At 56.0% G+C, this 12,991-nt stretch carries 13 protein-coding genes; 9 read left to right on the top strand and 4 right to left on the bottom strand.

Going from position 1 to position 12,991, the window contains the following annotated elements; translation table 11 throughout:
* Positions 1-39 precede the first annotated feature (39 nt).
* The 3 genes from QN359_RS06130 to QN359_RS06120 form a co-directional block, all read right to left on the bottom strand.
* A complete protein-coding gene (locus QN359_RS06130; protein WP_322250736.1) occupies positions 40-957 on the bottom strand; it encodes an aldo/keto reductase in 918 nt (305 codons plus the stop codon).
* A gap of 55 nt (positions 958-1,012) precedes the next feature.
* Positions 1,013-2,125: an anhydro-N-acetylmuramic acid kinase gene (locus QN359_RS06125; protein ID WP_322250735.1), complete on the bottom strand. Its 1,113-nt coding sequence runs from the start codon at positions 2,123-2,125 to the stop codon at positions 1,013-1,015.
* 71 nt (positions 2,126-2,196) lie between these two features.
* Positions 2,197-3,564, bottom strand: coding sequence for a M23 family metallopeptidase (locus tag QN359_RS06120; protein ID WP_322250734.1), 1,368 nt, complete (start codon positions 3,562-3,564; stop codon positions 2,197-2,199).
* 235 nt (positions 3,565-3,799) lie between these two features.
* On the opposite strand from QN359_RS06120, the gene tyrS reads away from it, so the two are divergent.
* From tyrS to ruvB, 9 genes are all read left to right on the top strand, one after another.
* Positions 3,800-5,083, top strand: coding sequence for a tyrosine--tRNA ligase (tyrS, locus tag QN359_RS06115; RefSeq protein ID WP_322250733.1), 1,284 nt, complete (start codon positions 3,800-3,802; stop codon positions 5,081-5,083).
* The gene (gene dtd / locus QN359_RS06110; RefSeq protein WP_322250732.1) at positions 5,080-5,541 is read left to right on the top strand and encodes a D-aminoacyl-tRNA deacylase; all 462 of its coding nucleotides are present in this window, start codon (positions 5,080-5,082) and stop codon (positions 5,539-5,541) included. The genes tyrS and dtd overlap by 4 nt, the downstream gene beginning before the upstream one ends.
* Positions 5,534-6,181 carry a histidine phosphatase family protein gene (locus tag QN359_RS06105; protein ID WP_322250731.1) on the top strand — a complete coding sequence of 216 codons (648 nt, stop codon included), beginning with the start codon at positions 5,534-5,536 and terminating at the stop codon, positions 6,179-6,181. Before dtd ends, QN359_RS06105 begins: the two co-directional genes overlap by 8 nt.
* Before the next feature lie 156 nt (positions 6,182-6,337).
* The gene (gene dusB, locus QN359_RS06100) at positions 6,338-7,348 is read left to right on the top strand and encodes a tRNA dihydrouridine synthase DusB (protein ID WP_322250730.1); all 1,011 of its coding nucleotides are present in this window, start codon (positions 6,338-6,340) and stop codon (positions 7,346-7,348) included.
* A gap of 73 nt (positions 7,349-7,421) precedes the next feature.
* On the top strand, positions 7,422-7,655 hold the full coding sequence (locus tag QN359_RS06095; RefSeq protein ID WP_110258221.1) for a helix-turn-helix domain-containing protein: 234 nt from the start codon (positions 7,422-7,424) through the stop codon (positions 7,653-7,655).
* A gap of 56 nt (positions 7,656-7,711) precedes the next feature.
* Positions 7,712-9,277: a bifunctional phosphoribosylaminoimidazolecarboxamide formyltransferase/IMP cyclohydrolase gene (gene purH / locus QN359_RS06090; protein ID WP_322250729.1), complete on the top strand. Its 1,566-nt coding sequence runs from the start codon at positions 7,712-7,714 to the stop codon at positions 9,275-9,277.
* Positions 9,278-9,328: 51 nt separating this feature from the next.
* Positions 9,329-9,871 (top strand): crossover junction endodeoxyribonuclease RuvC, encoded by a 543-nt coding sequence (gene ruvC, locus QN359_RS06085; RefSeq protein WP_322250728.1) that lies wholly within the window; start codon positions 9,329-9,331, stop codon positions 9,869-9,871.
* 100 nt (positions 9,872-9,971) lie between these two features.
* Positions 9,972-10,550, top strand: a complete 579-nt coding sequence (ruvA, locus tag QN359_RS06080; protein WP_322250727.1) for a Holliday junction branch migration protein RuvA — start codon at positions 9,972-9,974, stop codon at positions 10,548-10,550.
* A gap of 7 nt (positions 10,551-10,557) precedes the next feature.
* Positions 10,558-11,610 (top strand): Holliday junction branch migration DNA helicase RuvB, encoded by a 1,053-nt coding sequence (gene ruvB, locus QN359_RS06075; protein ID WP_322250726.1) that lies wholly within the window; start codon positions 10,558-10,560, stop codon positions 11,608-11,610.
* Positions 11,611-11,687: 77 nt separating this feature from the next.
* Here ruvB and QN359_RS06070 read toward each other — a convergent pair whose 3' ends face one another.
* On the bottom strand, positions 11,688-12,731 hold the full coding sequence (locus QN359_RS06070; RefSeq protein ID WP_322250725.1) for a porin: 1,044 nt from the start codon (positions 12,729-12,731) through the stop codon (positions 11,688-11,690).
* Positions 12,732-12,991 lie beyond the last annotated feature (260 nt).

Raw genomic sequence — 12,991 nt, 5'->3', positions numbered from 1 at the left:
CAACCTAGGAATGAATTTGTGGTAGGAATTTTCTGAAAATCAATCGACCGATTTACCGGCCGCCGCGCTCCAGAGTGCAAACCATTGCTCGCGTGTCAGTTCCAGATCACAAGCGCGTACCGCATCACGCAAAGCGGCAACCCGACCGGAACCGGTCAATACCAAGGGCTGTGAAGGATGGCGCAAGATCCATGATAAGGCCACCGTCGTCACCGACACCGCATACTCGGTGGCCAGACGTTCCAAGACACTGCGCACCCGCAGAACCGCGGGAGTGGCTGGCTCAGCGAATAAGGCACCACCACCGAGTGCCGACCAAATCATCGGCGCACAACGCAAGCGCTGACACAGATCGAGGCTGCCATCATGCAGCGGCTGCAAATGCATGAGCGATAATTCAAGCTGATTCGTCACCAAGGGAAAACGTGCTGCCAGCAAGTCGAATTGCGCCGGCGTGAAATTCGACACCCCGAAATGCCGCACCTTGCCACTGTCTTGCAAATGACTGAAGGCGGCAGCGATTTCATCGGCATCCATCAAGGGATCGGGCCGGTGGATCAGCAGCAGGTCGAGCTGCTCTATCTGCATGGCGTGCAGTGAATGTTCGGCGCTGGCGATGAGATGCGCGCGGCTGGTATCGTAATGCTGCAGGCTATGTGCCGGCCGCGCCGACGACACCAATTTGATGCCGCATTTGCTGACGAACTGCAAACGCTGACGTAAGGATGGTGCCAGTTGCACGGCCTGACCCAGCAAGGTTTCACTTTGGTAGTCACCGTAAATATCGGCTTGATCGATCGTCGTGATCCCCAGCGCCAGCGCCTCTTCGAGAAAAGTAACGCGCTGCTGCGGCGTCATATTCCAATCAGCCAGGCGCCATAAACCGAGCACAATACGAGAAAAATCCGGACCATTTGCCGCCAATTGTCGGCGCGGAGAAAGTAAGTTGTGACTCATCGTTGATCAATCCCAGTGGAGTTGGCAGGTGCCGGTGTCGGCAACTGCGTGGAGATTAGCGTGGATATAAAGCACCGAGGACACGCCCGCCGCGCGCACCGGTCACTGCCGGCAGATTTCCCGGCTCGCGCTGAAAAAATTGCTGCGCCAACCATGCGAAGGCGCACGCTTCCACCTGCTCCGGATCCATGTCCAAAGCCGCCGTGCTGTGTAAGCTGGCGCGCCCGCCTTGGTCTTGGATGGCCTGTGCCAGCATCGTCATCAAGCAGGTATTATAAGCACCGCCGCCGCACACATACACGGCGCTGACTTCCTTACTGATAGCGGCAGCCAGGCTGTGCGCGGTCAAGGCGCACAGGGTCGCCTGCACATCAACGGCCGCCACCGCAGGCCAATGCAGTAAATGCTGCTGCAACCAAGCGCCATGAAATAAATCACGCCCGGTGCTTTTCGGTGCGGCCAGTTGCAGGTAGGGTTCAGTTAACATGCGCGCCAACAGACCGGCACAAATCTGGCCTTGCGCGGCCCAAGCACCGTCGGCATCGTAAGGTTCGCCGCGCTGCTGAGCAATCCAGTAATCCATGAGCACATTGCCAGGCCCGGTGTCATAACCGCTGGTACTGCCGTCGGCGGCCAGCACACTGACATTGGCAATGCCACCGATGTTCGCCACCACCCGGCATGCGCCCGGCGCACCGAACAAAGCGCGGTGAAAGGCCGGTACCAAGGGTGCGCCTTGGCCGCCGGCGGCGACATCGCGGCTGCGAAAATCGGCCACGACATCGATGCCGCTCAATTCCGCCAGCAAAGCCGCATTCAAACTCTGACGGGTAAACCCGGCTTCCGGCCGGTGCCGTATCGTTTGCCCATGCGCGCCAATGGCACGCACATTCTGCGCCGGATGCTGCTGCAGCAAAGCCGCCGTGCAATCGGCATAGATGCGCGCGATGGCATTGGCCAGCTCGGCTTCGCGTTCGATTTCATTCGGCCCTGGCTGCTGCAATTGCAGTGCTGCCGCATGCAGCGCGGCATCGAAAGGCAAATGCCTACTGGCCAGAATTTCAAGCTCGCCAGTGGCATGTTCTGGCAAGCGCAGCAACACGCCGTCGACCCCATCGAGACTGGTGCCCGACATCAAACCGATATACAGTGCGTCATCAAGGTGCATGTGAAATTGCGTCTATCAAGAATAAAAAAAGGCCGAACCTGGGTTCGGCCCGACCAGCGCAAGAAAATGACTCAGCGCGCTGCTACGTTAATACTTTCGGCTCGTTCCGGCCGCATTAAATTGAAGCGATGATGCATGTCACCGGCCACCGCTTTGAAACGCGCGGTTTCATTGCTGGCCAATGCAGGCGCATCCGGCACCACCACCGACAACGGATCACGCGCCGCGTTATTGACGCGGAATTCATAATGCAAATGCGGACCGGTCGACCAGCCGGTGGTACCGACATAGCCGATGACTTCGCCTTGACTCACGCGTGAACCCTTGCGTATACCAGCGGCAAAACGGCTCATGTGTGCATACGCGGTGCTGTAATTCGACCAGTGCTTGATCACGACCAGGTTGCCGTAACCGCCGCTCATCGCTGCCGTATCAACCACGCCATCGGCGGTGGCACGGATGGGTGTACCGACCACGGCGGCAAAGTCGACGCCTTTATGCTGTTTCCATTGTCCCGAAATCGGATGCAGGCGCATCGAAAAACCCGAAGAAATACGGGTAAATTCCAATGGTGACTTGAGGAAAGCTTTCTTCAGCGACTTGCCGTCAAAGGTGTAGTAACCACCCTGCCCGGCCCCTTCATCAAACCACACCGCTTGGTAGGCCTTGCCAGCATTACTGAATTCACCGGCGAGTACACGGCCGCTCTTGACCATCTGGCCATCTTGCCAAAAAGTTTCAAACACAACATTAAAATGATCGCCACGCTGCAATTTTCGGAAATCGATGTTGGTTTCAAACATGCCGATAATTTGGGTCGAAACATTATCGGGAATATTGGCTTCGTCGGTGGCAGCAAACAAGGACGATGAAATACTGCCCGATGCCATTTCCACACGCCGCTCTAAGGTGGCTGCGCTGGTGCTGGCGACTAAGTGGCCGGCCGCATCGCGTTTGACTTCGAGGTTACGCGCGGTTTTATCTGGGCCATCGATGACCGTGGTTTGCAGCCATTCCAGCTCGCCTTCCTCGTTCGTCTTTGCCCGCACCGCTCGGTCTATACGTAATTGCAACAGACTGCGGGCCACGGCGTCCGATTTAATGAATTGATTCGCCTCATCATCATCTACGCCTAAACGCAATAACAAGGCGTTCAGGGTATCGCCGCGACGTACATTTTCTTCGCGCACGAAATGCTGCTCATTGGCAGCCAAGGCGGCGATTTGTTCATCGAGTGATGGTAAGGGCAAGTCGGTGTGAATACGTTTGACCGGCAAGTCGGAGGCATCTGGTGCCAAAGGCGCGACCGCCGCTGCACCGACCGCGCAAACGGCGCAAAACAGGGCGGACAAAGAAACGGCGCGTGAAACCCGACGGGAACCGAACAATAAACGGCTGGCCGAGACCAGACGAAGTAATTTATCTATAGGTGGACGCATGCGATCAGTTAAAATTGACTGTTTTTATCTACAATTCGCGTTCTTCACCTCCATGCACAGCCACGCCTGACAGGGCGCGAACGACATTCGCAGTGAAGAACCAGACCGAATTATAAACAACTAAACCAGATTACATCGATCAAATCTTGCGATGAAATCTGGCGAATCGGTGATTATGGATTCAGAAATGGAACCCTGACCAGCGGTGTTACAAAAAATTTGATGTAAATAAACTATGACTTCCTCTCAAAATCTGTCCTCCTCCGTCAATGTCGTGCCATCAAGCAAATCCGCTGCGCCGACCGCGCTGCCCTTGTCCGATGCAGTACAGCACGCTCTTGCCGTAAGCAAACGTGGCGTCGACGAATTACTCATCGAATCCGAGTTCGCCCAAAAGCTCGCTCGCAGCGAAGCCAGTGGCAAACCGCTGCGTATCAAACTCGGGCTCGACCCGACCGCCCCTGATTTGCACCTCGGCCACACCGTGGTACTGAACAAGATGCGGCAGTTGCAAGACCTCGGGCACCAAGTGATCTTTCTGATCGGCGACTTCACCTCGATGATCGGCGACCCATCCGGCCGCAATGCCACCCGGCCGCCGCTGACGCGCGAGCAAATTGCCGACAATGCCCAGACTTACTTCAAGCAAGCCAGCTTGGTGCTTGATCCGAGCAAGACAGAAATGCGTTACAACTCCGAATGGTGCGATGCCCTTGGCGCACGCGGGATGATACAACTGTCGTCTAAGTACACGGTCGCGCGCATGATGGAACGCGATGACTTTACCAAGCGCTTCAAGGCCGGCACGCCGATTTCGGTACACGAATTTCTCTACCCGCTGATGCAAGGCTACGATTCCGTGGCCCTGCATGCTGACCTTGAACTTGGTGGCACCGATCAAAAATTCAATCTCTTGGTTGGTCGCGAGCTACAAAAAGATTATGGCCAAGAGCAGCAATGCATACTGACCATGCCTTTGCTCGAAGGTTTGGATGGCGTGGAAAAAATGTCCAAATCGAAAAACAATTACATCGCCATCACCGAGCCGGCCAATACCATGTTCGCCAAGATCATGAGTATCTCCGACACCATGATGTGGCGCTATTACGAGTTACTGTCCTTCTGTTCAATCGAGCAAATTGCCGCACATAAACAAGCGGTGGCCGATGGCCAAAATCCGCGCGACATCAAAGTTGCGATTGCGCAGGAAATCGTCACGCGTTTTCACAGCCATCACGCTGCCGTCGAAGCGCTCAGCGATTTCGTCAATCGTTCCAAAGGCGGTATTCCCGACGACGTACCGGAAGTCAGCCTGTCCGGCGCGCCGCTGGCGATTGCGCAATTGCTGAAACAAAGCAATCTGTGCGCCTCGACTTCGGAAGCCTTGCGCATGATCGACCAAGGCGGCGTGCGTATCGATGGCGTGGTCATCAGCGACAAGGGCTTGAAAGTCGCAGCCGGCACGCTGGTATTGCAAGTTGGTAAGCGTAAATTTGCGCGCGTGAGTTTGCAGGCATGATTGCACTGCTTCAGCGTGTCACGGCGGCACAAGTCAGCGTCGCCGGCAGCAGCATCGGTGCGATCGGCCCCGGCTTGTTGGTCTTGCTGTGCGCCGAACGCGGCGACAGCGCGACGCAAGCCGATGCCTTACTGAGCAAATTGCTCAATTACCGCGTATTTGCCGATGCCGCCGGCAAAATGAACCTGAACTTGCAGCAGTGCGGCGGTGGCTTGCTGCTGGTGCCGCAATTCACGCTCGCAGCCGATACCCGCTCCGGTACGCGGCCCTCGTTCACCCCGGCAGCACCGCCCCAATTGGCGCAACCGCTGTTTGATTACTTCGTCACGCGCGCGCGCGCGGCCCACCCTCAGGTAGAAACCGGTCGTTTTGGCGCGGACATGCAAGTCTCGCTGACGAATGATGGACCGGTGACATTCTGGCTGCAAATCTCCCCACCACAAGCAACTAATGACTGACATCCTCTTGATACGCCACGGCGAAACCGCTTGGAACGCCGTCCGTCGTCTGCAAGGGCATCTCGACATTCCCTTGAATGCAGTCGGCACCAGCCAAGCCAAGGCGCTGGCCGCGGCACTACAAACTGAAAAATTGGCCGCCATCATTTCCAGCGACCTGCAGCGCGCCATCCAAACCGCCGGCGAAATCGCGCGCCTGCAAGGAATCAGCACCCGGCTCGATGCCGGTTTGCGAGAACGCTGTTTCGGTGGTTTTGAAGGACAGTTATACAGCGATTTACCGCAACTGTTTCCGCACGAATATGCCGCCTGGAAAACACAAGACCCGGATGCCGAATTTCCACCTGGAGAAAACGCCGGCGAAAGCACGCGGCGCTTTCATGCCCGCGTGATCAGCCATATTCAACACTATGCGCGCCAGTTTGCCGGTCAAAAAATCGCTATCGTCGCGCACGGCGGCGTGCTTGAATGCGCCTACCGCGCCGCCCACCGCTTGCCACTCGACGCACCGCGCGAGGTAACGATTTACAATGCCAGTATCAATCGCTTCAGTTGTGATGACAATGGTGAACTGCATCTGCTGAGCTGGGGCGATATCGCGCATCTTTCCCGTGCTGACACGATTGATGAAATCGCTTGAGTGACAAGCGCTGCCTTAACTGAGTTCCCCCTTGCGGGAACGAGGGCCCAAGTTTGATCGATATCGACAATTCTCTCTTCAGCGACGATTTATGCTAATTATTTAAGCAGGTTTCAGGTAAAATAGTGCTTCTTCAAATTTCTCCGGCAACCCATCGTGCAAATCGGCCCTTACGTCTTGCGGAATAATATTTTTGTCGCACCCATGGCCGGTGTGACGGATCGGCCGTTCCGCCAATTGTGCAAGGAACTCGGGGCCGGCTATGCCGTTTCCGAAATGGCAGCCTCGAACCCGAAACTGTGGGAAACTGAAAAGTCGACCCGCCGCACCAATCACAGCGGCGAAATGGAACCGAAGGCGGTGCAGATCGCCGGTGCCGATGCGCGCATGTTGGCCGACTGTGCCAAGTTCAATGTCGACAAAGGCGCGCAGATCATCGATATCAACATGGGCTGTCCGGTCAAAAAAGTCTGTAATGCCTGGTGCGGTTCGGCCTTGCTGCAGCATGAAAGTTTGGTCGCCGAGATACTCGATGCCGTGGTCGCGGCCGTCAATGTACCGGTCACGTTGAAATTTCGTACCGGCTGGGACCGCGCCAACAAGAATGCCCTCAACATCGCGCGCATCGCCGAAGCGGCCGGCATACAAATGCTCACGCTGCACGGCCGTACGCGCGCCGACGCTTACCGCGGTGAAGCGGAGTACGACACCATCGCCGCCGTCAAAAGCGCGGTGCGCATACCGGTGGTGGCCAATGGCGACATCACTACGCCGGAAAAAGCGCGCCACGTGCTGGCCGTGACCGGTGCCGATGCCATCATGATCGGCCGCGCCGCGCAAGGCCGGCCATGGATCTTCCGCGAAATCGAACATTTTCTGCGCACCGGTGTGCATTTGCCGCCACCGCTGATCAGCGAAGTGCGCACTTTGATGGATGGCCACCTGCGCGCCCACTATGCGTTTTACGGCGATTATCTCGGTGTGCGCACGGCGCGCAAGCATATCGGTTGGTATGTGCAAGACCTCATCGGCGGCGAACAATTCCGCCAACAAATGAATCTATTAACCGACTGCGAACAACAACTGGCCGCAGTCAGTCATTTTTTTGATGGCATGGCAGGGGAACGGTTACAATACCGGCCCTTTGAAGAGAAAATGGCGGCATAAACAAAATCGACAAAAGCATCCGTTTGTCTACAACGCCATCCGCCCGGCATAACCGAACAGTGATTAAAACAGCATGAGCAAAGATAGTATTCAAGACGCCGTCCATAAAAACCTGGAAAAGTATTTCCGCGATCTCGGTGAGCAACCGGCATCAAATATCTACGATATGGTGGTACTGGCAGTAGAAAAACCGATGTTGGAAATGGTGATGACGCGCGCCTCCAGCAATCAGTCGCAAGCCGCCGACATGTTGGGCATCAATCGCAACACCCTGCGCAAAAAATTGCAGCAGCACGGCTTGCTGTAAGCAGCACGCCACCGATTGCACGCCACCCGTTTCTTTACTCTCTCACTCCTTTAATCATGATTAAACAAGCCCTTATATCCGTCTCCGACAAGACCGGCGTGCTCGATTTTGCACGTGAACTGACGGCGCTCGGCGTCACACTGTTGTCCACCGGCGGTACTGCCAAATTATTGGCCGACAACGGCTTGGCCGTGACCGAAGTGGCCGACTACACCGGTTTTCCGGAAATGCTCGACGGTCGCGTCAAAACCCTGCACCCGAAAGTCCACGGCGGTATTCTGGCGCGCCGCGATTTTCCGCTGCACACCGCGGCCTTGGCGGAACACGCCATCCCGACCATCGACATGGTAGTGGTCAATCTCTACCCATTCCAGCAAACCGTCGCCAAAGGCGAGTGTTCCCTCGAAGATGCGATTGAAAACATCGACATCGGCGGCCCGACCATGTTGCGTTCGGCAGCGAAAAACCATAAAGACGTTACCGTCATCGTCGACCCGGCCGATTACAGCGTGGTGCTGGCCGAAATGAAAGCCGCCGCCAATGTAGTGAGCTACGAAACCAAGTTTGCACTGGCCAAGAAAGTGTTCGCTCACACCGCCCAATACGACGGTGCCATTACCAACTATCTGACCAGCTTGGGCGCAGACAAAGCACATGCGACCCGCAGCGCCTATCCGCAAACCCTGAACCTGCATTTCGAAAAAGTGCAGGAAATGCGTTACGGTGAAAACCCACATCAGTCGGCCGCGTTTTACCGCGATCTGCATACGACTGCCGGCGCCCTGGCCAATTATCGCCAATTGCAGGGCAAAGAGTTGTCCTACAATAATATCGCCGATGCCGATGCGGCTTGGGAATGCGTTAAATCGTTTGACGCATCGGCTTGCGTCATCGTCAAACATGCCAACCCTTGCGGCGTCGCGCTTGGCGCCACACCGTTTGAAGCCTATAGCAAGGCATTGCAAACTGACCCAACCTCAGCCTTCGGCGGCATCATCGCCTTTAATCGCGAGCTCGATGGCGCAGCGGCGGAAATCGTCGCCAAACAATTTGTTGAAGTGTTGATCGCACCATCATTCAGCGCCGAAGCGAAGCAGATTTTCGCCGCCAAACAAAATGTTCGTTTGCTCGAAATTTCACTCGGTGACGGCCTCAATCAATACGATTTCAAACGCGTCGTCGGCGGCTTATTGGTACAAGCACCGGACGCTAAACATGTCACGCAAGAAGAATTACGCGTGGTCTCGAAGTTACAACCGACACCAACACAAATGGCCGATCTGATGTTCGCCTGGCGCGTGGCCAAGTATGTGAAATCGAATGCCATCGTTTTCTGCGGCAATGGCATGACCTTGGGCGTCGGTGCCGGCCAAATGAGTCGTATCGATTCCGCGCGCATCGCCGCGATCAAGGCCGACAATGCCGGTTTGAGCCTGACTGGTTCGGCCGTGGCGTCGGACGCCTTCTTCCCATTCCGTGACGGCCTCGACGTCGTCGTCGATGCCGGCGCGACGTGCGTGATTCATCCGGGTGGCTCGATGCGCGATCAAGAAGTCATCGATGCCGCCGACGAACGCGGCGTCGTCATGGTCTATACTGGTACACGTCACTTCCGCCATTAAACCCATGCCCGGCCGGCAGCCATCGCTGCCGGCCGGGCCGGACCAGCAGCAATGAAAATTCTCGGCATCGATCCCGGCTTACGTACCACCGGCTTCGGACTCATCGAACAGCATGGCAGCAAACTCAGTTACATTGCTTCCGGCACGATCAAAACCGCCGACGGCACGCTGCCGGAACGTTTGAAAACCATCTTGGCCGGCGTCTCTGAAATCGTACGCACTTACCGGCCCGATACCGCCGCCATCGAAAAAGTCTTCGTCAATGTCAATCCACAATCGACCCTGTTGCTCGGCCAAGCTCGTGGCGCGGCGATTTGCGCGCTGGTATCAGCCGACCTGTGTGTAGCCGAATACACGGCCTTGCAAGTCAAGAAAGGCGTGGTCGGTCAGGGCCGCGCCAGTAAAGAGCAAGTGCAGGAAATGGTGAAACGCCTGTTGCTGCTCTCCGGTACCCCCGGCAGCGATGCCGCCGATGCGCTGGCAGTGGCGATTTGTCATGCCCACAGTGGTGAAGCGCTGGCGATACTCGCCGCCTTTGCACCGGAATTGGCAAAAAAAGGCGTGCGCGTCAAAGCCGGCCGTTTGATCGGATAACACGGCAAGAACTGATGCAGAAAAGTCGGCACAGAAACTCGTCAAGCGCGCCGGAATCGTTTACTATCACTGCTTATGCATACAGTATGAAGGTCGTCTTATGATAGGTCGCATCGCAGGCATCCTGCTCGAAAAAAATCCGCCGCAATTGCTGATCGATTGTCATGGTGTCGGCTATGAAGTCGATGTTCCCATGAGTACCTTTTACAATCTGCCACCCAATGGTGAGAAAGTCACGCTGCTGACCCATCTGGCGATCCGCGAAGATGCCCACGTGCTGTTCGGTTTCGGCAGCGCCGAAGAACGCACCACCTTCCGCCAATTGATCAAGATCAGCGGCGTCGGTGCGCGCATGGCGCTGGCGATTTTATCGGGCATGTCGGTGGCCGACTTGGCGCAAGCGATTAGCCTGCAAGAAGCCGGGCGCTTGACGCGTGTGCCTGGTATCGGCAAAAAAACCGCCGAACGTCTGCTGCTCGAACTCAAAGGCAAGCTCGGTGCCGACCTCTTCAGCAAACCGAGCGGCAGCGCCGGCGACCACAGCCCCGATATTCTCAATGCCCTGCTGGCACTCGGGTATTCCGACAAAGAAGCGACGCTGGCGATGAAGTCGGTCACGGCCGGCAGCGGCGTGTCAGACGGCATCAAACTCGCGCTCAAAGCGCTCTCGAAAGCGTGATGTTGCGATGAGCATACAAACCGAAAACCTGTTTTCCGAAGTCAGCGAAACCCGCATCATCGCCGCCACCCCCAGCTCATCGACCGAAGAAGCGGTAGAACGCGCGCTGCGACCGAAGCAACTCGATGAATACGTAGGCCAAGAAAAAATCCGCGCCCAGCTGGAAATTTTCATCACCGCCGCGCGCCAGCGCGGCGAAGCGCTCGACCATACCCTGTTGTTCGGTCCGCCTGGGCTAGGCAAAACCACGCTGGCACACATCATCGCGCGCGAGATGGGGGTCAGTCTGCGCCAGACTTCTGGCCCGGTACTCGAGCGCGCCGGCGATCTGGCCGCCCTGCTGACCAATCTGGAAGCCAATGATGTCTTGTTCATCGATGAAATTCACCGGCTCTCCCCGGTAGTCGAAGAAATTCTGTATCCGGCTTTGGAAGACTATCAAATCGATATCATGATCGGCGAAGGACCGGCGGCGCGCTCGGTGAAACTCGATTTGCAACCGTTTACCTTGGTCGGCGCCACCACCCGCGCCGGCATGCTGACCAATCCGCTGCGCGACCGCTTCGGCATCGTCGCTCGCTTGGAATTTTATACCACCGAACAATTGACGCGTATCGTCATCCGCTCGGCCGCCCTGCTCAAAGCACCGATCGATCAAGAGGGTGCGCACGAGATCGCGCAACGCGCACGCGGCACCCCGCGTATCGCCAACCGCTTGTTGCGGCGCGTGCGCGACTATGCCGAAGTCAAAGGCAATGGCGCAATCAGCAAAGCGATCGCCGATGCGGCGCTGTGCATGCTCGATGTCGACCAGGTCGGTTTTGATCTGATGGATAGAAAACTGCTCGAAGCGATTTTGTTCAAATTCGGCGGTGGCCCGGTCGGGCTAGATAATGTCGCCGCGGCCATCGGCGAAGAGCGCGATACCATCGAAGACGTGCTCGAACCCTACCTGATCCAGCAAGGCTACCTGCAGCGCACGCCACGCGGCCGTATCGCCACGGCGCTGGCATACAGCCACTTCGGCCTGCCGCCACCCGGTGGCGAACCGCCCGGCTGAAGCAGCAAACAAAAAAAAAGCACCCGAAGGTGCTTTTTTTATACTCTGTTCAACAGCAAGCTTGCGCTTGCCGGTGATTAGAATGCGTGACGGATACCGACGTTGACCATCGAATCAGTCAAGCCCAAGCCAGATGCCAGACCGCCGGCATTGACGCCAGCATCGTTCGCTACGCGCGAAACGGATGTGTAGACATTAGTACGCTTCGACAAAGAATGTGTGTAACCGAGAGCCAATTGTGTGCTCTTGTTGGCTGTAGTCACAACATCGTTCTTTACGCCAGTAACCGAAGCAACAACCGCACCGGCTGCGCTGACTGGTACTGTGACGCCCAAGCTCCACAGTTTGTAGGCTGTTTTGTTGTCGTCAGAAGAAACTTTACCGTAGGAAGCAGCAGCTTTGGCGACAACGAAGTCATAAGTTGCACCGGCGAAAACATGCTTGATTACATTGTTGGCGACGCCAACTGCAGCAACATCTTCAGCATGGTAAGCAACAGTAGCGTACAAAGGACCCGCTGCGTACGAACCGGAAGCACCGATACCGCGGCCTTTAGTTGCATCACCAGCGGCTTCGCCGAAAGTGTAAGCAGCCGAACCTGTGAAACCGCTCAGGTTAGTTGTCGTGTAGTTGATGGTGTTAGTCGAACGTGGGTTGGTTGCGAAGAACAAGTTACCCAAGCCGGTTGCGCTGGTGCTTTGATGCGCAGTGCCGCCGATGATACCTGTGCTGAACGGGTCGATGGAATCGACTGCATCAAACATAGGCTTGTTTTGACGACCGAGTTGTACGGCACCGAAGTTACCGGACAAACCAACCCAAGCAGCGCGACCGAATGCCAGACCGCCTTGAGCGGAAGCACCTGTGTCAGCATTGACGCCCATTTCCAATTTGAAATTTGCTTTCAAACCGTTGCCCAGATCTTCGGAACCTTTGAAACCGAGACGCGAACCCGATTGCACACCGCTATCGAGCGAGAAAGTTTTGCCGGCACCGTTGCCGCCGTTGTTTTCACCTTGCAAAGCCATGTCCAGTACACCGTACACGGTCACGTTGGATTGGGCTTGAGCGGCACCTGAGATGGCAGCCAGAACGGACAAAGCGATCAGTGTTTTTTTCATATATTTCTCCAAAGGATATCGATTTAATTTTAACTACAGTAAGCACGAAACGCGCAGATCAGATACAGATGTGAGCAAGAAACGCGTTGATACTTGAAAACTACAAATTCTGCGTGATAAGAACTAAACGTATTTGACCAAAAATGCGCCCCTAGCACCAAGTGAAATCGACAGTTTTGGCCGTTTACAGGCTGATATTGTCGCAAATTAGCAACAAAAGTTGCCTTTATACAATTAAAAAAGCTGCCCGCAGGCAGCTT

This window comes from Undibacterium sp. 5I2, from assembly GCF_035019605.1.
Lineage (GTDB): Bacteria > Pseudomonadota > Gammaproteobacteria > Burkholderiales > Burkholderiaceae_D > Undibacterium.
The sequence above is the reverse complement of the archived record's forward strand: the minus strand, read 5'-3'. Positions and strand labels throughout refer to the sequence as shown.

What these genes read in the sequence shown, in the direction of transcription:
- QN359_RS06105 (WP_322250731.1), top strand. Translation starts at nt 5,534, where the DNA reads ATGACTGACATCCTCTTGATACGCCACGGCGAAACCGCTTGGAACGCC.
- dtd (WP_322250732.1), top strand. Translation starts at nt 5,080, where the DNA reads ATGATTGCACTGCTTCAGCGTGTCACGGCGGCACAAGTCAGCGTCGCC.
- ruvB (WP_322250726.1), top strand. Translation starts at nt 10,558, where the DNA reads ATGAGCATACAAACCGAAAACCTGTTTTCCGAAGTCAGCGAAACCCGC.
- tyrS (WP_322250733.1), top strand. Translation starts at nt 3,800, where the DNA reads ATGACTTCCTCTCAAAATCTGTCCTCCTCCGTCAATGTCGTGCCATCA.
- QN359_RS06095 (WP_110258221.1), top strand. Translation starts at nt 7,422, where the DNA reads ATGAGCAAAGATAGTATTCAAGACGCCGTCCATAAAAACCTGGAAAAG.
- ruvA (WP_322250727.1), top strand. Translation starts at nt 9,972, where the DNA reads ATGATAGGTCGCATCGCAGGCATCCTGCTCGAAAAAAATCCGCCGCAA.
- purH (WP_322250729.1), top strand. Translation starts at nt 7,712, where the DNA reads ATGATTAAACAAGCCCTTATATCCGTCTCCGACAAGACCGGCGTGCTC.
- QN359_RS06130 (WP_322250736.1), bottom strand. Translation starts at nt 957, where the DNA reads ATGAGTCACAACTTACTTTCTCCGCGCCGACAATTGGCGGCAAATGGT.
- QN359_RS06070 (WP_322250725.1), bottom strand. Translation starts at nt 12,731, where the DNA reads ATGAAAAAAACACTGATCGCTTTGTCCGTTCTGGCTGCCATCTCAGGT.
- QN359_RS06125 (WP_322250735.1), bottom strand. Translation starts at nt 2,125, where the DNA reads ATGCACCTTGATGACGCACTGTATATCGGTTTGATGTCGGGCACCAGT.
- QN359_RS06120 (WP_322250734.1), bottom strand. Translation starts at nt 3,564, where the DNA reads ATGCGTCCACCTATAGATAAATTACTTCGTCTGGTCTCGGCCAGCCGT.
- ruvC (WP_322250728.1), top strand. Translation starts at nt 9,329, where the DNA reads ATGAAAATTCTCGGCATCGATCCCGGCTTACGTACCACCGGCTTCGGA.